At 56.8% G+C, this 20,792-nt stretch carries 19 protein-coding genes and 1 pseudogene; 1 reads left to right on the top strand and 19 read right to left on the bottom strand.

The genetic code is table 11. The features are described from left to right. Window position 1: 1 nt before the first annotated feature. From fliJ to FTE24_RS00570, 16 genes are all read right to left on the bottom strand, one after another. Entirely contained in the window at window positions 2-445 is a 444-nt protein-coding gene (fliJ, locus tag FTE24_RS00645) for a flagellar export protein FliJ (protein ID WP_141450549.1), read from the bottom strand. A 12-nt stretch (window positions 446-457) separates the two neighbouring features. Next, entirely contained in the window at window positions 458-1,777 is a 1,320-nt protein-coding gene (fliI, locus tag FTE24_RS00640; protein WP_141449390.1) for a flagellar protein export ATPase FliI, read from the bottom strand. A gap of 161 nt (window positions 1,778-1,938) precedes the next feature. After that, a complete protein-coding gene (locus tag FTE24_RS00635; protein ID WP_150230880.1) occupies window positions 1,939-2,760 on the bottom strand; it encodes a FliH/SctL family protein in 822 nt (273 codons plus the stop codon). Continuing rightward, complete coding sequence (gene fliG, locus FTE24_RS00630) at window positions 2,753-3,769, bottom strand: flagellar motor switch protein FliG (RefSeq protein ID WP_141449388.1); 1,017 nt, start codon at window positions 3,767-3,769, stop codon at window positions 2,753-2,755. Before fliG ends, FTE24_RS00635 begins: the two co-directional genes overlap by 8 nt. Window positions 3,770-3,781: 12 nt before the next feature. Then, entirely contained in the window at window positions 3,782-5,371 is a 1,590-nt protein-coding gene (fliF, locus tag FTE24_RS00625; protein WP_150230881.1) for a flagellar basal-body MS-ring/collar protein FliF, read from the bottom strand. 43 nt (window positions 5,372-5,414) lie between these two features. Then, window positions 5,415-5,729, bottom strand: coding sequence for a flagellar hook-basal body complex protein FliE (fliE, locus tag FTE24_RS00620; protein ID WP_141449386.1), 315 nt, complete (start codon window positions 5,727-5,729; stop codon window positions 5,415-5,417). Between the two features lie 76 nt (window positions 5,730-5,805). Beyond that, the gene (gene flgC, locus FTE24_RS00615) at window positions 5,806-6,258 is read right to left on the bottom strand and encodes a flagellar basal body rod protein FlgC (RefSeq protein ID WP_141449385.1); all 453 of its coding nucleotides are present in this window, start codon (window positions 6,256-6,258) and stop codon (window positions 5,806-5,808) included. A gap of 2 nt (window positions 6,259-6,260) precedes the next feature. Then, window positions 6,261-6,668: a flagellar basal body rod protein FlgB gene (gene flgB, locus FTE24_RS00610; protein ID WP_141449384.1), complete on the bottom strand. Its 408-nt coding sequence runs from the start codon at window positions 6,666-6,668 to the stop codon at window positions 6,261-6,263. Between the two features lie 384 nt (window positions 6,669-7,052). After that, on the bottom strand, window positions 7,053-8,465 hold the full coding sequence (gene hslU / locus FTE24_RS00605) for an ATP-dependent protease ATPase subunit HslU (protein ID WP_150230884.1): 1,413 nt from the start codon (window positions 8,463-8,465) through the stop codon (window positions 7,053-7,055). Window positions 8,466-8,530: 65 nt separating this feature from the next. Then, window positions 8,531-9,070 (bottom strand): ATP-dependent protease subunit HslV, encoded by a 540-nt coding sequence (hslV, locus tag FTE24_RS00600; RefSeq protein ID WP_141450548.1) that lies wholly within the window; start codon window positions 9,068-9,070, stop codon window positions 8,531-8,533. A 27-nt stretch (window positions 9,071-9,097) separates the two neighbouring features. Beyond that, complete coding sequence (gene trmFO / locus FTE24_RS00595; RefSeq protein WP_150230886.1) at window positions 9,098-10,432, bottom strand: FADH(2)-oxidizing methylenetetrahydrofolate--tRNA-(uracil(54)-C(5))-methyltransferase TrmFO; 1,335 nt, start codon at window positions 10,430-10,432, stop codon at window positions 9,098-9,100. 17 nt (window positions 10,433-10,449) lie between these two features. After that, a complete protein-coding gene (gene topA, locus FTE24_RS00590) occupies window positions 10,450-12,549 on the bottom strand; it encodes a type I DNA topoisomerase (protein WP_150230888.1) in 2,100 nt (699 codons plus the stop codon). A gap of 122 nt (window positions 12,550-12,671) precedes the next feature. Further along, complete coding sequence (gene dprA, locus FTE24_RS00585; RefSeq protein ID WP_150230890.1) at window positions 12,672-13,787, bottom strand: DNA-processing protein DprA; 1,116 nt, start codon at window positions 13,785-13,787, stop codon at window positions 12,672-12,674. A gap of 149 nt (window positions 13,788-13,936) precedes the next feature. Then, window positions 13,937-14,866, bottom strand: a complete 930-nt coding sequence (gene sucD / locus FTE24_RS00580; RefSeq protein ID WP_150230892.1) for a succinate--CoA ligase subunit alpha — start codon at window positions 14,864-14,866, stop codon at window positions 13,937-13,939. Between the two features lie 142 nt (window positions 14,867-15,008). Next, a complete protein-coding gene (gene sucC, locus FTE24_RS00575) occupies window positions 15,009-16,169 on the bottom strand; it encodes an ADP-forming succinate--CoA ligase subunit beta (protein WP_141449378.1) in 1,161 nt (386 codons plus the stop codon). Window positions 16,170-16,390: 221 nt separating this feature from the next. After that, window positions 16,391-16,858 carry a MarR family winged helix-turn-helix transcriptional regulator gene (locus FTE24_RS00570; RefSeq protein ID WP_141449377.1) on the bottom strand — a complete coding sequence of 156 codons (468 nt, stop codon included), beginning with the start codon at window positions 16,856-16,858 and terminating at the stop codon, window positions 16,391-16,393. 240 nt (window positions 16,859-17,098) lie between these two features. On the opposite strand from FTE24_RS00570, the gene FTE24_RS00565 reads away from it, so the two are divergent. Further along, entirely contained in the window at window positions 17,099-18,676 is a 1,578-nt protein-coding gene (locus FTE24_RS00565) for a YifB family Mg chelatase-like AAA ATPase (RefSeq protein ID WP_150230894.1), read from the top strand. Between the two features lie 191 nt (window positions 18,677-18,867). Here FTE24_RS00565 and FTE24_RS00560 read toward each other — a convergent pair whose 3' ends face one another. From FTE24_RS00560 to FTE24_RS00550, 3 genes and pseudogenes are all read right to left on the bottom strand, one after another. Further along, on the bottom strand, window positions 18,868-19,302 hold the full coding sequence (locus FTE24_RS00560) for a YraN family protein (RefSeq protein WP_150230896.1): 435 nt from the start codon (window positions 19,300-19,302) through the stop codon (window positions 18,868-18,870). Further along, window positions 19,299-19,598 (bottom strand): EscU/YscU/HrcU family type III secretion system export apparatus switch protein, encoded by a 300-nt coding sequence (locus FTE24_RS00555; protein ID WP_141449375.1) that lies wholly within the window; start codon window positions 19,596-19,598, stop codon window positions 19,299-19,301. The genes FTE24_RS00560 and FTE24_RS00555 overlap by 4 nt, the downstream gene beginning before the upstream one ends. After that, window positions 19,595-20,792: pseudogene (locus FTE24_RS00550) on the bottom strand (flagellar hook-length control protein FliK); the annotation flags it as partial. The pseudogene FTE24_RS00550 and the gene FTE24_RS00555, both read right to left, overlap by 4 nt.

Raw genomic sequence — 20,792 nt, 5'->3', positions numbered from 1 at the left:
CTTAGCGGGTGCGGGAAGCAAATCGAACCGTCGCCATTTCGTCAAGTTCGTTTTGCTCGCGCAGCGATTCTTCTTTTTGGAACGACTCCAGCGCTTTGCCGCGCGCTTGCAGCCACACTTTTTCATCCAGCATTTTCGTCGTAAGATGTTCTTTCTTTTCTTCGACTTTTACCTGCGCCGTTTGAATATCTTGGCGTTTTTGCAAAATGCACTGGTCGATGTAGTTGATATAATCCTGCATCTGCTGGAGTTGGAAAGCTGAAACCGCGTTTGTGGCCTGAGTTTGAAGGGAATCGGCCATCTGATCTTTATCGGAGAACAGTTGGCCCAGCGTGTGCTTTTCAGCCTGCAATTGTCCGATTGCCGAAGAAAGATGCATTTCGGCATGACTTTTTTCGCTTGTTTTCAGATCCACGACTTTTTGAAATGAATAGTTGAATTTCAACATTTCTTAAGGTCAGCTCCTTGAGAATTCTTGGATTAAACGTTCGATCGTTTCGTCCAGCGTTGTTTTTTCGTCCACTTTTTGTTTCGTAAAATCCCAGATGCGTTGAATGTTCTCGATCGCTTCGTCGATCTCGGCACTGGACCCTCTTTGGTAAGCGCCGATGTTGATCAAGTCTTCCGACTCTTTGTAGACCGAGAGCAGCCGTTTCAAGTTGTTGGCCGCGTCCGTTTGAATTTCCGGCGAGATGTCTTTCATGACCCGGCTGATGCTGGCCAGCACGTCGATGGCCGGAAAGTGTCCCCGGTTGGCGATGCCCCGATTCAACACGATGTGTCCGTCCAGAATCCCGCGCACCGCATCGGCAATCGGTTCGTTCATATCGTCGCCGTCTACCAACACGGTGTAGAACGCGGTGATCGATCCGGTCGGCCCCGTTCCCGCCCGCTCGAGCAGTTTGGGCAGCGTCGCGAATACCGAAGGGGTGTAACCCCGCATCGCCGGCGGTTCGCCGACAGCCAGCCCGACTTCGCGCTGAGCCATCGCAAACCGCGTAACCGAGTCCATCATCATCATGACGTTCATGCCGCGGTCCCGGTAATACTCGGCAATGCTAGTCGCGATCAAAGCCGCCTTGATGCGTACCAGCGCCGGTTGATCCGACGTTGCGACGATGACGACGGAGCGTGCCAGGCCTTCCGGCCCCAGGTCGCGTTCAATGAAGTCCAATACTTCGCGGCCCCGTTCGCCGACCAGCGCGATCACGTTGATGTCCGCCGAAGTGTTTCGGGCGATCATGCCCATCAGCGTGCTTTTGCCGACGCCCGAGCCGGCGAAGATGCCGACCCGCTGTCCCTTGCCGATGGTCAGCAGCCCGTCGATGGCTCGAACGCCGACGTTGATCGGCTCGTGCACTCTCGGACGCTGCAGCGGATTGCTCGGCACGTTGAACGTCGAAGCGTGGGCCATGCGTGCCGGAAGCAGCGAGCCGTCCAGCGGCCTTCCCAGACCGTCGAGCACTTTGCCCAGCAGTTCCGAACCGACCTGTACGGTCAGCGGCTTGCCCGTGCCGACCACGTCGCATCCCGGGCCGATCGACTGCAGTTCGCCGAGCGGCATCAGCAGCACTTTGTTATCCCGGAATCCGACGACTTCGGCCTGGAGCGGAGTCGACGTTTTGGTCGGATAAATGTAGCAAACCTCGCCGATGCTCGCGTCGGGACCTTCCGATTCGACCATCAAGCCGATAACCTGCGTCACCTTGCCGTTTACCCGGATTGGATCCAGCTGCCTGAGCTGTTCCAAATACTTGTCGACCAGAATTTCTTTCATCCCTTCACCTCCGCGCCGTCGTTCGCTTTACACTTATCATTGTACATCGTTCCGAAAAAACCTCTAAGGCTAAAAAGTGCTATTTCCGCATTTTAAAAAAACCCGGCAAGTTACCTGAGTTCCTATAGGATTATGTCCGACTAGGAGGTCCAGCCCGCCAATCAGGAACCGGAAGCTTCTTCGTGCAGCGCCATTCTCAGCAATTCGCGTTTGATTTCGGTCAGTTGGGTATCAATTCTGGCATCGACGCTTCCGAAGTTCGATCGAATCACGCAGCCGCGGTCTTTGACGGTCGAATCGGGCAAAATTTGCAGCTCGGCCTGCGAATCAATCGACATAGCAAGCTCTTCACGCGCGGAGTTGATCAGGGAAAACTGCGACGGCGCCACACAAAGCGTAATGGTGCCCTGCTCCCTTTTGCGCGAAAGCGTCTGGCGGATCAGCGAAATGGTCAAAGCTTCGTCCTGCTCCAGCTTGCGATCGATAATTTTTTCGGCAATCGCCGAACTCAGACTGACGAGAAAAGGTTCGGCTTCCTGAATGATTTCTTCTTTGGTCCGAACCGCTTCCTCGATCAACGCCTGCACTTCTTCGGCCGCTTCGCGGATTTGAACGGCAAGCTCCGCTTCCGCCTGTGCTCTGCCTTCCTCATAACCTTCGCGGAACCCCTGCGATTTGACCGCTTCCACCAAATGCTCGTCCTGCTCGCGTTTTTCCTGCCACCAGAGATCAATCTGCTGCTGCGCTTCGGCAAGCATTCGTTCGGCTTGTTCGGCGGATTCCCGAATTTGGAATTCCGCGAATTCTTTCGCATCCTGAATCATTTCGTCTTTGAGGACAACCGTCTGCTGATCCGCAAGCGGAAGCCTCGGTTCGTCCTCATGGCCGTCGATTTCCTGCTTGGAGGCATAATGCCGATGCAGATCAAGCTTGACAAAGTCTTCTTTTGGCACGTACTGCGAAGATTTAATGAGGTTAGACAATGATATCATCTCCTCCGCCGCGTGCGATGATGATCTCGCCCGCTTCTTCCAGCTTACGGATAATCGTTACGATACGAGTCTGGGCTTCTTCCACGTCACGAAGCCGTACAGGCCCCATGAATTCCATTTCTTCCCGGAACGTATCCGCCATCCGTTTGGACATGTTTTTGAATACGACTTCGCGAACTTCTTCGCTGGCGACCTTGAGCGCGAGCTGAAGATCGGCATTTTCGACATCGCGGATAATCCGCTGAATGGAACGATCGTCGATATTGACAATATCTTCGAACACGAACATTCTTTTCTTGATTTCTTCCGCCAGTTCCGGATCCTGGATTTCGAGCGAGTCGAGAATCGTCCGTTCCGTTCCTCGGTCGACGCCGTTCAAAATCGAAACGATCGATTCGATACCGCCTGCCGTCGCAAAATCCTGCGTAACCGTCGAAGACAGCTTTTGTTCCAGTATGCGTTCTACCTGGGCGATAACTTCCGGCGAAGTGCTGTCCATCATGGCGATCCGCCGCGCGACTTCGGCTTGTTTCTCCTGAGGCAGCGAAGACAAGATCACAGACGCCTGCTCGAACTGCAGATACGAGAGCACAAGCGCGATCGTCTGTGGATTTTCGTTTTGGATAAAGTTCAAAATCTGGCTCGGATCGGCTTTGCGCGCAAAGTCGAAAGGACGGACCTGCAAAGTGGCCGTCAGTCGATTGATGACTTCAAGCGCTTTCTGTTCGCCGAGCGCTTTTTGAAGAATCTCTTTTGCGTAGTTGATGCCGCCCTGCGAAATGTATTCCTGGGCCAGGCAAATTTGGTGGAACTCGGCAAGTACCGAATCTTTTTCCGAGCTGTCCACTTTTCGCACGTTGGCGATTTCGAGCGTCAGCTGCTCGATTTCTTCATCGCGCAGATGCTTGAAGATCTGAGCCGAAACTTCCGGCCCGAGAGAGATGAGCAGAATGGCAGCTTTCTGTCTTCCGCTCAACGTTTGCGCGCTTGCTTTGGCCACACTTATTCACTCCTATTCATCGGCTAGCCATGTGCGCAGCAGATTGACAAATTCGTCCGGTTTCTTTTTGGCGAGCGATTCGAGCTGCTTGCGCGTCTGGCTTTCTCCGTTAACCGTTTCAAAACTGATGGACGGCATTTCGGCCGGCGTCGGAAGCGCCATTTCTTCGAGCAGTTCTTCTTCGCGATTTTTTCTTCTGCGACGCAGTACCAGGAAAACGGCTGCGGCAAGCAGTAAAGCCAATCCGCCGATGATGCTCCACAGAAGCGTTCTGGAGATGCCGGTATCGGCCGCTGCCGTTTCCGCCGAAGGCAGCGAAGCAAACACAGCGACTTTTTGTTGCAGCTGCGCGTCGTCGTAAGTCGTTCCGGAGTCGGCAAGCGAAGCTCCGATAATATTGACGAGAATGCTCGTGATATTCCCTTCGATTCCGGTTTCAAGCGTTGTGGAACCGGCAGGAGGTTCAATCGATACATTGATGGTTAAATCCTTAACGACATACGGGCTCTGCACAATTTCTTTCGTGATTTGGTTAACTTGGTAATTCACGATTTTGTTGGAGCTTTCGGACGTCGATTGTCCGGCGCTTGTATCGCCCGGATACGTCGGCACGGCTTCGGTTCCGGTTCCGGCTACGCCGCCGTCCGCGGCTCCCGCTCCGGTATAACTCTCCTGAACGTCCTGCACGCTGATTTCGATGCCCCGCATATTTTCCACGTCGACCGGTTCGTATCTGTTTTCCGTCGCGTTCACCTGATCGAAGTTCAACTTCGAAGCGACGAGTACATTGACCCGATCCGCTCCTACCATACTCCCCAGGAACATCTTCACGCTTTTCTCGATATCGCTCTCATACTTGCGCTGAATCGCCAGGTTATCCTGTATCGCCCCTGCGGAACCGGCTCCAAAACCGTTGCCCGCGTTGGAAGCGTAAAGTTCGGCATTGTCGCTCGTAATCGTGATATTGTCGATCGGCAAATTCGGAACCGAAGTCTTGACGAGATTGAAGTAGCCGTCAATCACTTCCTGGCTCGGCCGGAAACCGGGCTTGAAAGTCATTACCACGGAAGCCGAAGCTTGATCTTGATTCTCGCTGCTGGCAAAAAGGCTTTCTTCGGGCAGGTTAATAAGTACCCGCGCCGTCTCGACCCCGCTCATCATTTTGAGCATCGATTCGATTTCGCCGTTCAATGCGCTTTTGTACTTTACGTTAAACTCGTTCTCGGTCATGCCGAGCGCGGAAGTCGTCGTGCCGAACATTTTGTTGAAGCCGATCGAGCCGTTCTGAATAATGCCCTGCGAAGCCACGTCCACTCTGACTCTCGCGGCATTGGTACTCGGTACCGACAAACTCTTGCCGTCTGCGCTCAATTTATACGGAATGGCGGCGGAATCCAGATACGTCATGGCCGCAGCCGCGTCTTCGCCGTTCATGTCCTGAAAAGCAACTTCGTATTCCGTCTTGGAAAACTGCATGGTCAGAATCACGATCGTCAGCAGCGTGATGGCAACGGTCGAGACCAACAGCGCCTTTTGGGTTTTGCTAAGCCGATTCCAATAACCCAAAATCGAATCCCTGATTCGGGTCAATCTTTCATTCACATTTTCACCCCACTACGCAGCATTATACTTGGCTCGCTTTTTTTTACAGTTGTGTCCGCATGATTTCCTGGTAAGCTTCGATTACTTTGTTGCGCACTTGCGAAGTCATCTGAAGTCCAAGAAGGGCTTGTTCGCCCGTAATCATCACTTGGTCCACACTCGCTTGTCCAAGCATGAATTGCTTCCCGGTCTCATCTGCCGTTTTCTCCATATTGGATACTCCTTGCAGAGCGTCCTGCAGATAATTGCCGAAGTTTTGCATCGTTTCTTGCGGGGTAGCCTCGGCCGTCTTGTCCTGAAGGTTAGACACGGCACGGTTCGCCATTTGAACCGGGTTGAACATATGGTTTTGAATCATCGCAATCTCCCTTTCCGATCGGTCCGCTTAAGCGTCCGTGATTTGTCTGTGGTGTCTGTTCAAGCGCTAACCGGAATTACTTGCCGATTTGCATCGCCTTCATCAGCATCGACTTCGTTGCGTTCAACGCCGTGACGTTGGCTTCGTAGGAGCGCGTCGCCGAGATCATGTCCACCATTTCTTTCGCGATGTCGACGTTCGGCATCTGGACGTAGCCGTCGCCGTTCGCGTCCGGGTGAGTCGGGTTGTAGACCAGTTTGAACGGCTCTTGATCTTCCTGGATTCCCGTGACTTTGACGCCGCTTGCCGAGCTTTTGCCCTTCATCGCCGCGTTAAGGGTCTGGGAAAACGGGGTCTGGTTATTTTCGGAAAGCACCGTCACTTTGCGGCGATAAGCTTGAGCCTGGCCGTCGACGACCTGGGCTCTTGTCGTATCGGCGTTCGCAATATTGGACGAGATGACGTCCATGCGAAGCCGTTGGGCCGTAAGGGCCGAAGCGCTAACGTCAAATCCGCTGCTGATTCTCATCGTTATCCATTGCCTCCCAGCGCTGTGCGCATCATTTTGATCTGGTGATTGACCTCTTCGATGTACGTGTTATAGCGCAGCTGATTTTCGGCCAGGCTCGTCATCTCGGTGTCGATATCGACATTGTTTTTGTTGTTGTTCATGGCCGTGCTCTTGTCGCTTGTAATGCGTGCGGTCGGAATGGAACCGGCAGAACCGATTTCGATATGACGAGCGTTCGTCATCCGGCCCTTAATCGAACTTACACCGTTCATTTCCGACTGAAGCAGGCTCTCGAAAGAGACCTCGGAACGTTTGAAATACGGCGTGTCCGCATTCGCCACGTTGTTGGAAATGACCTGCTGTCTCGTGTTTGAAGCATCGATTGCGCTGCGCAGGCGGGTAAAGCCGGTATCGTTCAAAATGTTCATCGATTCCACTCCTTTAGTTAATAAAGCTTGTGCACTTTATAAATTATACAAAATTAAATTCGACTGCACTATTCTTTTTTTTGAGCTGCGCCTGATTTTCACGATAAACTCTAGCTTTTTTCGCAAATTCCGTCCTACAGGCTCCGCCGCAACCTACATATTATCTAATCTAAGTTTCTTCGAGTTGGGCCTATAAAACAATGAGAAAAAAGCCCTATCTTTCCGCAGTTGAAAGACAGGGCTTTTTCTTATATGGATATCTTTCTTACATTCATCAATTTGACGTAAAAAATGAATATGCTTACACGGTGAAAATCGCTTTTGCGTCCTGATTTTCTCCGTATTTTTCCATATTCCCCATGGAATCAAGTAAGGTCGAAACCTTTAGAGAATGTACTGGCTCAAGTCGCGGTCTTTGGCGATATCCGAAAGTTTTTCACGTACGTATTCCGGGGTAATCGTCATTTGTTCCAAATTCAGCTCCGGCGCTTCGAAGGAAAGATCTTCAAGCAGCTTTTCCAAAATGGTATGCAGACGACGGGCTCCGATATTTTCGGTATTCTGGTTGACCGAAGCGGCGATGCTCGCGATTTCGCGAATCGCTTCCTCGGAAAATCCGATATCGATGTTTTCGGTGCGCAGCAGGTCCACATACTGTTTGGTGAGCGCGTTTTGAGGTTCGGTCAAAATGGCGATAAAGTCTTCCAGCGTCAAGCTCTCCAGCTCGACCCGGATCGGAAAACGCCCCTGAAGTTCGGGAATCAGATCCGAAGGCTTCGCCACGTGGAAAGCGCCGGCCGCGATAAACAAAATATAATCGGTTTTGACCGGACCGTATTTCGTGACGACCGTCGATCCTTCGACAATGGGAAGAATATCCCGCTGCACGCCTTCGCGCGAGACGTCGGGTCCGTGACCGCGGCCCGCACCGGCCACTTTGTCGATTTCGTCGATAAAGATGATGCCAGCCTGTTCGGCGCGGCGCACCGCTTCCTGGTTCACGTCGTCCATATCGATCAGCTTGGACGCTTCTTCCTGGATCAACGCTTTGCGCGCTTCGCGAATCGGCAGCTTGCGGCGCTTGCTCCGCTTGGGCAGGAAATTGCCGAGCATCTCCTGAATGTTCATGCCCATCTGGTCGTTGCCGCCCTGCCCGGCGAGCATGTCGAACATGTTCGGCATCGCGTCTTCGACGTCGATTTCGATCACCTGCTCTTCGAGCTTGCCGGCCAGCAGATCGAACCGCACTTTGCGGCGGCGTTCGCTGAGGCTGCCTTCTTCGTAGCGCGTTTTTTCCGGTTCCGGCTCGGGCGTCTTGCCCTGTGCGCCGCCGAACAGCATTTCGAACGGATTGCGCTGCGAAGTCGACGACTTGGAAGCCGGCTCCAAAATTTCGACGATCCGCTCATTTGCCATTTCTTCCGCGCGGTCTTTGACCTTTTCGGTCCGTTCGGCTTTGACCATGCGAATCGAGGTGTCCACCAGATCGCGGATCATCGCTTCGACGTCGCGGCCGACGTAACCGACTTCGGTAAACTTGGTCGCTTCCACCTTGATGAACGGCGCGCCGACCAATTTGGCCAGCCGACGCGCGATTTCCGTCTTGCCGACGCCGGTCGGTCCGATCATCAGGATGTTTTTCGGCACGACTTCGTCGCGCGTTTCTTCGGGAAGCAGGCTGCGGCGATACCGATTGCGCAGGGCAACGGCTACCGAACGCTTGGCCTTCTTCTGTCCTACGATATACTTGTCCAGCTCCGCTACGATTTCCCGCGGTGTCAGGGCTTCGTTTTTCATGGCCATACCCTCCACTTTTAAGGCGTGTTCGCCGTTCGCGCACGACCCACGGCCCGTAATTGGCGTTAAAGTTCTTCGACGATAATGTTGTCGTTCGTATAAACGCAAATTTCAGCGGCAATCCGCAGCGAAGCTTCGGCGATCTCTTTCGCTTCGAGCTCTGCGTGGCGTTTGAGTGCGCGCGCGGCCGACAGAGCAAAATTGCCGCCCGAACCGATCGCGATAATGTCGTCGTCCGGTTCGATGATTTCGCCGTTGCCGGAAATCAGCAGCATGCCGTCTTTGTCCATGACGATCATCAGCGCTTCCAGCTTGCGCAGCATCTGATCGGTCCGCCATTCCTTCACCAGCTCCACCGCGGCGCGCTGGAGATTGCCCTGATGTTCTTCAAGCTTGGCTTCGAACTTCTCGAACAGGGTAATGGCGTCGCCGACAGAACCGGCAAATCCGGCCAAAACCTGTCCGCGGTACAACCGGCGTACCTTTTTCGCGTGCTGCTTCATGATCACGTTCTGTCCCATCGTGACCTGGCCGTCGCCGGCTATGGCCGACTTGCCGTTTTTGCGCACGGCGCAAATCGTCGTCGCGTGAAAAGAAATTTCCATCATGATCCTCCTCTCCGGATAGGGCGGTCAGCTGCGAACGGGATTCAGCGCGTGTTCCGCCGTGAAAGCCGTCAACGCATCCAACGCGCGCATGGCCAGAGCTTCGTTTTTTTCTTTTTTGTTGCGGATCTTCTGTTCCGGTTTCGGCAGCAGGCCGAAGTTGGCGTTCATCGGCTGGAAATGGTTCGGATCGGCCGTCGTGATATAACGGGCCATGCCTCCGAGCGTCGTCGCTTCGGGGAAAACGATCGGTTCGTGTCCGAGCGCCAGATGCGCGGCGTTGATACCGGCGATCAGGCCCGATGCGGCCGATTCGACATACCCTTCCACGCCGGTCATCTGCCCGGCGAAGAACAGGTTCGACTTGTTTTTGCACTGGTAGGTCGGCTCAAGCAGCTTAGGCGAATTGATGAACGTATTGCGGTGCATGACGCCGTAGCGGACGATATCGACGTTCTCGAGGCCCGGAATCATCTGGAACACCCGCTTCTGCTCGCCCCATTTCAGATGCGTCTGGAAGCCGACCAGATTGTACAGCGTGCCGGCCGCGTTGTCCTGGCGCAGCTGCACGACGGCGAACGGATTTTTGCCCGTGCGCGGGTCCGGCAGGCCGACCGGCTTCATCGGACCGAACAGCGCGGTCTGGCGGCCTCTTTGCATCATGACTTCGATCGGCATGCAGCCTTCGAAATAAATTTCTTTTTCGAACTCTTTGAGTTCCGCCGTTTCCGCCGCGATCAGCGCTTCGTAGAAACGATCGAATTCCTCTTCGGTCATCGGGCAGTTCAGGTACGCCGCTTCTCCCTTGTCGTAGCGGGAAGCGAGGTAGACTTTATCCATATCGATCGAATCTTTCTCGATGATCGGAGCCGCCGCATCGTAGAAGTAGAAATATTCTTCGCCCATGAAGCTTTTGATCTGTTCGGACAGCGCGGGAGAAGTGAGCGGACCCGTGGCGATGATCGTAATCCCGTCTTCGGGAATCTCCGTCACTTCTTCTTCCCGCACGTCGACGAGCGGATGTTCTTTGAGCGCCTGCGTGATGCCGCCCGAGAACAGGTCCCGGTCGACGGCAAGCGCTCCGCCCGCCGGTACGGCGCTGGCATCCGCTTTGCCGATTACGAGCGAATCGAGCCGGCGCATTTCTTCCTTCAGCACGCCGACCGCTCCCGTAAAGCCGTTTGCGCGCAGCGAGTTGCTGCATACGAGTTCCGCAAAATACGACGTGTGATGGGCCGGCGTTTTGACTTTCGGCCGCATCTCGTAGAGCGTGACCGGAACGCCGCGGCTGGCGATCTGCCAAGCCGCCTCGCTTCCCGCCAGTCCCGCTCCGATTACCGTTACTCTTTGATTGCTGCTCACTTCATGTTCCCCCTATATTAAACTTCCGCTGCGTCTTCGCTGTCTTCAAGCAGTTCTGTATGATCGCACGACGTGCATTGAAGCTTCGTCCCTTGTTTGCTGCGTTTTTCGACCATCAGCGAGCTGCATACCGGACAAGGCTTCGGCGACGGACGATCCCACGATACGAAGTCGCATTCCGGATACTGGTCGCATCCGTAGAAGATACGCCCTTTTTTGCTGCGGCGCTCGACGACATGCCCTTCTTTGCATTTCGGACAGGTCACGCCGATATTTTTGACGATCGGACGGGTATTGCGGCAGTCCGGAAACCCGGAACAAGCCAGGAATTTGCCGAACCGGCCCATTTTGTACACCATCGGCTTGCCGCATTTGTCGCACACTTCGTCCGAAACTTCGTCCTGGATTTCGATTTCTTTCATTTCTTCTTCCGCGAATTCGAGACGTTTCTCGAACGTGTCGTAAAACTCTCTCAACACGCGGACCCACTGTTCTTCGCCTTCTTCCACATGGTCGAGGCTTTCTTCCATGTGCGCCGTGAATTCGGCATCGAGAATTTCCGGGAAAAACTGTTCCATCTGTTCGTTGATCAATTCCCCGAGCTCGGTCGGCATAAACTTCTTCTCTTCGATCGCCACGTATCCGCGCTTTTGGATCGTCTCCAATGTCGGCGCGTACGTACTCGGGCGTCCGATTCCGAGTTCTTCGAGCGTCTTCACGAGACGGGCTTCCGTATAGCGCGGAGGCGGCTGCGTGAAATGCTGCTTCGGTTCGGTATTTTTGTGTTCAAGCTTGTCGCCCTTGACGAGCGCCGGCAGGAACTTGTCTTCTTCCACGCTTCCGTCGTCGTTGCCTTCCACGTACACTTTCATGAAACCCTGGAACCGGACTTTCGATCCGACCGCCCGGAAAGTGGTGTCGCCGGCCGCGATGTCCACGGACAGCGTATCGAGCACGGCCGAAGACATCTGGCTGGCAACGAAACGTTCCCAGACCAGCTTGTACAGACGGAACTGGTCGCGGCTCATGACCGCTTTGACCGATTCCGGATCGCGTTCCATCGAAGTCGGGCGAACCGCTTCGTGGGCATCCTGCGAACCCGCGGATTTTTTCGAATATTGGCGCGGCGTCTCCGGCGAAAATTCGGTGCCGTAACGTTCGCCGATAAAAGCTTTGGCTTCTTCCTGGGCGCTGGCGGCTACCCGGGTCGAGTCGGTACGCATATACGTGATCAAGCCGACCGTGCCTTCTTTGCCGAGATCGATGCCTTCGTACAGCTGCTGAGCGACCGACATCGTTTTGGCTGCGCGGAAATTGAGCTTCCGTGCGGCTTCCTGCTGCAGCGAGCTTGTCGTAAACGGAGGAGACGGATGACGCTGGCGTTCTCTTTCCTTCACTTCGCTTACGACAAAATCTTTTCCTTCAAAAGCGGCCAGCACTTCTTGAACGTCCTGCTCGCTGCCGAGCTCTTTTTTGCTGCCGTTCAGTTGGTGGAACTTGGCTTCGAATTCGTTGCCTTTGACGGCCAGGCGGGCCGTAATGCTCCAGTATTCTTCGGGCAGGAACTCGGAAATTTCGTTCTCGCGGTCGATGATCAGCTTGACGGCAACGGATTGTACGCGTCCGGCGGACAGTCCTTTTTTGACTTTTTTCCACAGCAGCGGACTGATCTTGTAGCCGACCAGCCGATCGAGAATACGGCGCGCCTGCTGGGCATTGACCAGGTCCATGTTGATCGGACGCGGCGTCTTGAACGCATCCTTGACCGCCTGTTTCGTAATTTCGTTGAACACGACGCGGCAGTCCTGCACGTTGTCGATATTGAGCGCATGCGCCAAGTGCCACGCAATCGCTTCCCCTTCGCGATCGGGGTCGGCCGCGAGGTACACTTTTTTCACTTTTTTGCTGGCGTCTTTCAATTCTTTCAGGATCGAGCCTTTGCCGCGAATCGTAATATATTTCGGATTGAATTCGTTGTCGACTTCGACGCCGATCTGGCTTTTCGGAAGATCCCGAATATGGCCCATGGACGCTTTGACGATAAATTTGCTGCCTAGGTATTTGCCTATCGTTTTCGCCTTTGCGGGCGATTCCACGATGACTAGCGCATCAGCCATAGGTTCGTCCTCCTCTCAGGTTGTGCGAGCGCGGCTTTACGGACCCCTTGCCCTGGACCGCGTCTATCGTTGATTATGTGCCTTGACTGAAACTGGATCGAAAGTGGGGGTCGACGAATCGCTTATCCGATCCACGTGTAAATGGCGCCGGAGAGCGACTTCACCTGGCTTTTTATGATTAAAGATAGCAGAACGGAATGTAAAAGTCCAAACTCCCAGGAGGTCTTCCGCTGCAGCTCGTCGATGCTTGCATCCCCTTGCTCCAATATAACGTATATCTTCCGCTCCTCTTTTGTCAATTTTTCATGTCCCTCTTTTTTTGCAGCGCTTTGGGGCAGGGGAGCGAAGCAATCGCCGTACGCTTCCAAAATATCTTCCGCGCCTGCGCAAGGCTTCGCCCCGTTTTTGATCAGTTCGAACGTTCCCGCGCTTTTCGGCGAAGTGACCGGCCCCGGCACGGCGAACACGTCGCGGTTGCTTTCGAGCGCATAATCCGCCGTGATCAGCGAACCGCTTCGCTGCGCCGCTTCAACGATCAGCACGCCGCGACACAAACCGGCGATGATCCGGTTGCGCAGCGGGAACAAGCCCGGCACCGGCTGTGTGCCCGGAGGAAACTCCGACACAAGCAAGCCCTGCTCGGCGATCTCCCGGTGCAGCTGCCGGTGCTCCGGAGGATAAGGCACGTCCAACCCCGCTCCGAGCACCGCGATCGTAGCTCCGCCGCGCTTGAGCGCTTCCCGGTGGGCGTATCCGTCGATGCCCCGTGCCATGCCGCTCACCAGGCATACGCCCCGTTCCGCCAGAGCTCCGGCGATCCGTTCGCAGACGACGCGGCCGTAGGAAGTAGGCGTTCTCGTGCCGACGATCGCGATGCCGAATTCGTTCAGCAGCTCGCGGCGTCCGATCGTATACAGCAGCCAGGGCGGTTTGGCGGTTTCCTTCATTAGAGTAGGATAGTCGTCGTCGTAAAAAGAAATCGGTTCGATGCCAAGCTTGCGCAGCTGTTCCGCCCGGTCGAACGCCTGCGCGATATTCAGGCGTGCTGATGCCGCGGCCGATTTCGGTTCCGCGCCCAGAGCCGTCCACTCCTGTTCGGTCAGCTCAAACAGCCGTGAATACGGAATGCGCCGCTCCGATACGATCTTGATCAGTCCGTACAAACTGTGCCAACCGATGCCTTTCGTTTCGTGCAGCGCCAGCAGCCAGAGGGCTTCAGGCAGTCGTTTTCGCGTCATAGAGATTACCCGCTCCTTTTTGCGGACAAGCGGCAAACGCGAAAAGGCAGCCTTTCTTCCCATAGGGAAAGAAAGGCTGCCTGCCTCGTCGGTTTTTGCTTATCCGATTAAGTTTCTTTTCGTTATTGTGCCAGAAAAGAAACCGGAAATCAACCCACCGTGAACGTCTCCAGCACGCCGCGCTCTTCGAGCACCGCGACGAGCGTAGCGCCCATTTCCGCCGGAGTCGGAGCAACGCGAATGCCGCACTCTTCCAACTTGGCGATTTTTTCGGCTGCCGTGCCTTTGCCGCCCGAGATGATCGCGCCGGCATGGCCCATGCGTTTGCCTTCAGGCGCCGTAGCGCCGCCGATAAAGCCGACGACCGGCTTCGTCATGTTGGCTTTGACCCACTCGGCCGCTTCTTCTTCGGCCGTGCCGCCGATTTCGCCGATCATGACGACGGCCTGCGTGCCTTCGTCTTCGTTGAACATCTTCAGGATGTCGATGAACTCCGAACCTTTGACCGGGTCTCCGCCGATACCGACCGCAGTCGACTGGCCGATGCCGCGCGTCGTCAGCTGGTGCACGGCTTCGTACGTCAGCGTTCCGCTGCGGGACACGACGCCGACTTTGCCGGCTTTGTGGATATAGCCCGGCATGATGCCGATTTTGCAAGCGTCAGGCGTAATGACGCCCGGACAGTTAGGTCCGATCAGAATCGTCTTTTTGCCTTCCATGTAGCGCTTGACTTTGACCATGTCCAGCACCGGAATGCCTTCCGTGATGCAGATGACGAGGTCAAGCTCCGCGTCTACCGCTTCCAGGATCGAGTCCGCGGCAAAAGCCGGCGGCACATAGATGACGCTTGCGGTTGCGCCGGTCGCTTTGACCGCGTCGTTTACCGTATTGAAAACCGGAAGTTTGACGGCGCTGCCGTTTTCGAGCTGAATTTCAACTTCGGTGCCGCCTTTGCCGGGAGTTACGCCCCCAACCATCTGCGTTCCGTATTCCAAAGCGCCTTTCGTATGGAAAAGCCCTGTCTCGCCCGTAATGCCCTGCGTAATCACTTTTGTATGTTTGTCCACCAGAATACTCATGCCGATCCACATCCTCCGTTTAAAGTCGGTTTGCGAAACTGACGCCGCGGCGATCCGGCCGGTTCTGCGCATCGAACCAGAACCGGCCGCGTACGCACACCGCATTCGTTGGCCGTTCTGCCGTTAGCCAAGCTGAATCCGATTAAGAGACCAACTCTACGATCTTCTGTGCCCCGTCGGCCATCGAGTCCGCGGATACGATATTGAGTCCCGATTCGTTCAGGATCTTCTTGCCGAGGTCCACGTTGGTGCCTTCAAGGCGTACAACGAGCGGTTTGTCCAGTTTGATCTGCTTCGCGGCTTCGACTACGCCGTCCGCGATAACGTCGCAGCGCATGATGCCGCCGAAGATGTTGATGAAGATCCCTTTGACTTCCGGATCGGACAAAATGATCTTGAACGCTTCCGTTACCTTTTCCTTGGTGGCACCGCCCCCTACGTCCAGGAAGTTGGCGGGTTCGCCGCCGTAGTATTTGATAATATCCATCGTGGCCATGGCCAGTCCGGCTCCGTTGACCATACAGCCGATATTGCCGTCAAGGGCGATATAGCTCAGGTCGAACTTGGAAGCGGCGATTTCCTTCGCATCTTCTTCGTCCAGATCGCGCAGCGCCAAAATGTCCTTGTGGCGGAACAGCGAGTTTGAATCGAAGTTCAGCTTGGCGTCCAGCGCCATAACGTCGCCGTCGCCGGTGACGACCAAAGGGTTGATCTCGGCGATCGAACAGTCTTTGTCCACAAAAGCGGTGTAGAGCGCCATCATGAACTTGGCTGCCTTGTTCACCAGTTCTTTTGGAATGTTGATCGCATACGCCAGGCGGCGTGCCTGGAACGGCTGCAGACCGACGGCTGGATCGACGACTTCGCGGAAAATCCGCTCCGGTGTGGCGGCTGCCACTTCTTCGATCTCCGTACCGCCCTCTTCCGAGGCCATCAGCACGACGCTTCCGGTTCCCCGGTCCACGACGACGCCGACATAATATTCTTTTTTGATGTCGCAGCCTTCTTCGATAAGAAGACGCTTGATTTCTTTGCCTTCCGGACCTGTCTGATGGGTCACGAGTACCTTGCCGATCAATTCTTCGGCGTAGGTCCGCACTTCATCCAGACTTTTGGCGATCTTGACGCCTCCGGCCTTGCCTCGTCCGCCCGCATGGATCTGCGCCTTTACGACGACGACTGGACTCCCAAGCTCGCGGGCCGCGTCCACGGCTTCCGCCGCGCTGAACGCTACTTTGCCGCGGGGCACGGAAACTCCGTACTGCTGCAAAACTTCTTTGCCTTGATATTCGTGGATATTCATTTGTGAATCCTCCTATCAAATTGGCTCGCACCAGGCGGGTTGCCAGGCAGAAAAAGTACAACCTCAATCATTATAGCACGACTCCGGATAAAAATTGAAACGCTTTCTTGAAATTTGAAGGATTCCGTCTTTTTCGACAAAAATCAACATGCCAAAAACCGGAGCCCAAAAGGCTCCGGTAATATCGATTCTAACCCGGCGTTCAACAGATTGACTGCCGCTTATTTGCCCGAGGAAGAACGGTTTACGTCATGCGCCCGCGCCAGCAAATTCTGGAATCTGCCGAGCAGTTCCACGAATTCCGGTACGTCCATATGCAGGTCTCTCGACATGCATTCCGGAATGTGCGCCGCTTTTTCGCGCAGTTCCCGGCCTTGGTCGGTCAGCGAAATAAACACTTTGCGCTCGTCTTCGGTCGAACGGTTGCGTGACACGAAACCTGCGTTCTCCAACCGCTTGAGCAGCGGAGTCAGCGTGCCGGAGTCGAGGAACAATTCTTCGCCCAGCTCCTTGACCGTGCGTTCGTCCTGCTCCCACAATACGATCAGCACCAAATACTGCGAATAGGTGACGCCGAGCGTCTCCAGATAAGGTTGATACATTTTCGTAATCTCGCGCGAGCTGGCATAAATCGAAAAGCACAGCATGTTGTCCAGTTGAAGCTGCGGATATTCGTTGACTTTGCCCATAGTGCTCACTCCTCTCCTTTTTCGGTTCTGTCCGAAATTGATTTACAAACATAATCGCATTAAATTTGATTGTTGTAAATATGTTTGATGCGAATTGTACGAAAAAAGCTCCATATTGACATCTTCGGCCGCCGGTTTACAATAAAAGAAGCTGCATAATCGATCGGAAAAAGAGGAAGCACCCTTTTTCGAGGCCAGCGGGAACATTCCGCCATCCGATAAAAAAGAGGTGTTTTTGCCATGTACGGAAAAAGTTACAGCGCCTGCCTGTACGGCGTGGACGGCGTAATCGTGGAAGTGGAAGTCGATATTACGAACGGCCTGCCGCAGACGGCGATTATCGGCCTGCCCGATTCCGCGATTCGCGAAGCGACGGACCGTGTCAAAGCGGCGCTCAAAAACTGCGGTTTCCGCTTTCCGAACCGCCGCGTCACGATCAATCTGGCTCCGGCCGATCTGCGCAAAGAAGGCTCGTCGCTCGATCTCGCGATTGCGCTCGGCATCCTGCTCAGCGACGGGCAGCTGGAACTGCCGGCCGGGCGGCGCTTCGTCGCTATCGGCGAATTGTCGCTCGACGGCACGCTGCGCTCGGTGCCCGGCGTGCTCGCCATGGCCGACTGCGCGCGGCGCCGGGGCTTCGACGCCATTCTCGTTCCGCCGGCCAACGCGGACGAAGCGGCGCTGGCCGGCGGACTCGCGGTGCATGCGCTGCCGCATTTGCGCGCGCTCGTCCCCGAGCGGCAGCGCAAAGAGCTGGCCGCCGGCAAAGAAATGAAGTATGCGTTCGACGCAGAAGGACTGCGCCATGCCGCACAGCCTTCTCTTCTGACCGCAGACCCCGGTGGACCCGCCGACGACTACGCGGACGTGCTCGGCCAGGAACAAGCCAAGCGCGCCCTGACGATCGCGGCAGCGGGCATGCACAATATTTTGCTGTGCGGTCCTCCGGGTACGGGCAAAACGATGCTGATCAAACGCCTGCCGGGCATCATGACGCCGCTCAGCGAAGCCGAAGCGCTGGAGGCGACCAAAATTTTGAGCGCGGCCGGACGGCTGAACAGCGTTCGCCGGGGACTGGTGACGCAGCGGCCTTTCCGCTCGCCGCATCATACGATTTCTCCGTCCGGGCTTGCCGGAGGCGGTTCCATTCCCCGTCCCGGCGAAGTAAGCCTTGCCCATCGCGGCGTTTTGTTTCTCGACGAGCTGCCGGAATTTTCCCGCGCGACGCTCGAAGTGCTGCGCCAGCCACTCGAAGACCGGACGGTCACGATTAGCCGCGCACGTGCCGCTTTTACGTTTCCCGCGCATTTCATGCTCGCCTGCTCCATGAATCCGTGCCCGTGCGGCGGCGGCCGCGGCGAAGACGGCCAATCGGCCTGTACCTGCTCGCCGCATGCGATCGCCCGCTATCGCAGCCGGATCTCCGGGCCGCTGCTCGACCGGATCGACATGCAGGTCGAAGTGCCGCAGCCTCCGCCGGGGTGTTTGTCGACGCCGGGCGCTTCGTCCGACCGGCTGCGCGATCAGGTTCGGGACGCCGCCGAGCGGCAAAGGAATCGCTACCGTTCAATCGGTCTTCGGGTGAACAGCGAATTGAGCGGCGCTTCACTGCGCAAATACGCCGCTCTGCCGCGCGAAGCCAACGTGCTGCTGGACAGCGCGATCGGCGCGTTGGGACTGAGCATGCGCTCGCGCGACCGGATTCTGAAGCTTGCGCTGACGATCGCCGATCTGGAAGGCTTCGCCGGTATCCGCACGGAGCATATCGCCGAAGCGCTTCAGTACCGGCAGATGGATCGGCGGGGGGCCGAGCTGTAGCGGACGTAGCTTCTGATGGCGCAGGCTGCGCCCTCTTTTGCTTGCAGCGATCAACGCAATAAAAAGGCTGCCCGGAAATCTCCGGGCAGCCTTTTTTCGTTCAAAGAATGTAAATCCCTTTTCCATATTTGGATTCGTCCGATATCGGGCGTAAGACGAATTGTCGCGCTGCCGAAAACAGTCGACTGCCGTTAAAAAGCTTCTTCGATGTGGTCCAGCGAGCGAATCTCAAGGCGTCTGCCGAGCATGACGGCGATCACGTCGAAGCGAATTTCGCGGTCGGACAAGCCGAACCGATGCAAATATACTTCGGCGGTCTGCCGTACTTTGCGCACTTTGCGCGCATCTACCGACTCGGCCGGCAGGCCGAATCCGCTGCCGCTCCGGCTGCGCACTTCCACGAACAGGATAACCGCCCCCTTGGTGGCGATCACATCCAGTTCGCCGGAACGGCAGCTCCAGTTCCGCTCGGCGATCGTCCAGCCTTGCCGCTGCAAATGCAGAACGGCCGCTTCTTCGGCGGCCCGCCCTTTGTCCTGCCGGGTCGGCGAAACGGACGAGGCGTTCGCCGGCCGGATGAACTTCGCGGCCGGCGGGGCGGACCGGTCTTCCGGTACGCCGTTCATCGGCCCGCTCTTCTGGCCGCTTCCCGGTCGCTGCGATACACGAAGGACAGCAGCTCGGCCACGAGGCCGTACAGCTCGCCGGGAATCTGCTGGTCGAGATCGAGCTTGGACAGCACTTCGACCAGCGCCGCATCTTCCTGGATCGGAACGCCGGCTTCCTGCGCGCGGGCGAGAATCGCTTCGGCGATGCTGCCGCTGCCTTTGGCCACGACGGTCGGCGCGGACATCTGCTCCGGCGAATAACGCAGGGCGACGGCGCGTTTGCGCGCCGCTTCTTCCGGTTTGGACTCTTTCATATTTTCACATCCACTCCGCGATAGGCCTGCGGCACGAAGGAGAGCGACGTGCCTGTCTCGCCCGCGGCTGCGGTTCGCTCGGGCAGCGCGTCCGTGCGCAGCGCCATAAGCTGATAGCCGGCGGCATCGAGCGCCGAAGCGATCTGCGGCTGGCCGGCTTCGAGCAGCGGGCGCGCCCATTCTTCGTCGTTGCGGAAATTCAGGCTGACTTTGCGATCCACGACCTGCACGTCGATCACCGTACGGCCGAGCGACTTCATGTCCAGGTCGAACCACAGCCGGCAGTTCGAAGCGTCCAGCTCGCCTTTGCTTCCGCGCCTGGATTCGATCTGGACCGACGCGGTCTGGTTGCCGTCGGGACCGACGAATGGCAGAAACATCGTCACCTGGGCAAAAGGCGCGGTTCGATCGGTATTGAGCAGCAGCTGCTGACCGGTCATCTGCTGAACGGCCTGCTGCGCCGCATCTTTGATCGCGGGCGGCAGCGAATCGGAAGCCGACAGCTGAAGCAGCAGCGACTTGAGATTCTCGCGTACTTCAGCCAACTGCGGAGTGCCGGCCGCTTGGGCGGAACGAACTTCGGAAGGCGAAGCGGCGCCCTCGGGACGGCCGAGTTCTCCCTGCAGACCGCGCAGCGCCTGTTCCGCCGCCGTGCGGACGGCAGCCGATAAGCTGCCTGGGGTGTCCGTACTGGCTGCGGCAGAAGCCGCGGCGGTCTGCGCCTGCGCGGATACCGGCGGCGTCTGTTGGGGCTGGGTCTGGGCCGGCGGTGTTCCCGGCGGCGGCGCGGTCTGGCCCTGGGCCGAGGCCGGCGGCGTCTGGATAGCCGGCTGCGCGGCGGGCGCGGGCGGAGCCGCGTTCAGCAGCGTCGCACGCGCGGCCTGATGCTCGTGCTCCGCACCGAGCATCTTGAGCAGTCGGCCGACCCAGGGGCCGCCCTCCGCCGCATCGGCCTGCGCCTGCTGCGGCGCGCCCTGCGCGGCCGACGCGGGAGAACTTCCCGCTGCGGCCGTGCCGCCTGCGGCGGCGGAGCGAAGCTCGCCGAGCAGCGCCTGCACTTTGCGCAGCAGAGCCGCGTCGGCTTCGCCGGGCGCGGCCGTTCCGGCAGCCGCAGGCGCCGGTTGGCCGTTCGCGGTCGCCGCGGACGGCTGGGCGGCAGGCTGGGCCGCCGCAGCCGGCGCCGAAGCTGCGCCG

This window comes from Saccharibacillus sp. WB 17 (genome assembly GCF_008634075.2).
Classification (GTDB): Bacteria; Bacillota; Bacilli; order Paenibacillales; family Paenibacillaceae; genus Saccharibacillus; species Saccharibacillus brassicae.
The sequence above is the reverse complement of the archived record's forward strand: the minus strand, read 5'-3'. Positions and strand labels throughout refer to the sequence as shown.

Coding starts and splice junctions, on each gene's coding strand:
- fliI (WP_141449390.1), bottom strand. CDS start 1,777: ATGAAAGAAATTCTGGTCGACAAGTATTTGGAACAGCTCAGGCAGCTG.
- fliE (WP_141449386.1), bottom strand. CDS start 5,729: ATGATTCAAAACCATATGTTCAACCCGGTTCAAATGGCGAACCGTGCC.
- flgC (WP_141449385.1), bottom strand. CDS start 6,258: ATGAGAATCAGCAGCGGATTTGACGTTAGCGCTTCGGCCCTTACGGCC.
- flgB (WP_141449384.1), bottom strand. CDS start 6,668: ATGAACATTTTGAACGATACCGGCTTTACCCGCCTGCGCAGCGCAATC.
- hslU (WP_150230884.1), bottom strand. CDS start 8,465: ATGAAAAACGAAGCCCTGACACCGCGGGAAATCGTAGCGGAGCTGGAC.
- hslV (WP_141450548.1), bottom strand. CDS start 9,070: ATGGAAATTTCTTTTCACGCGACGACGATTTGCGCCGTGCGCAAAAAC.
- topA (WP_150230888.1), bottom strand. CDS start 12,549: ATGGCTGATGCGCTAGTCATCGTGGAATCGCCCGCAAAGGCGAAAACG.
- dprA (WP_150230890.1), bottom strand. CDS start 13,787: ATGACGCGAAAACGACTGCCTGAAGCCCTCTGGCTGCTGGCGCTGCAC.
- sucD (WP_150230892.1), bottom strand. CDS start 14,866: ATGAGTATTCTGGTGGACAAACATACAAAAGTGATTACGCAGGGCATT.
- sucC (WP_141449378.1), bottom strand. CDS start 16,169: ATGAATATCCACGAATATCAAGGCAAAGAAGTTTTGCAGCAGTACGGA.
- FTE24_RS00570 (WP_141449377.1), bottom strand. CDS start 16,858: ATGGGCAAAGTCAACGAATATCCGCAGCTTCAACTGGACAACATGCTG.
- FTE24_RS00565 (WP_150230894.1), top strand. CDS start 17,099: ATGTACGGAAAAAGTTACAGCGCCTGCCTGTACGGCGTGGACGGCGTA.
- FTE24_RS00560 (WP_150230896.1), bottom strand. CDS start 19,302: ATGAACGGCGTACCGGAAGACCGGTCCGCCCCGCCGGCCGCGAAGTTC.
- FTE24_RS00555 (WP_141449375.1), bottom strand. CDS start 19,598: ATGAAAGAGTCCAAACCGGAAGAAGCGGCGCGCAAACGCGCCGTCGCC.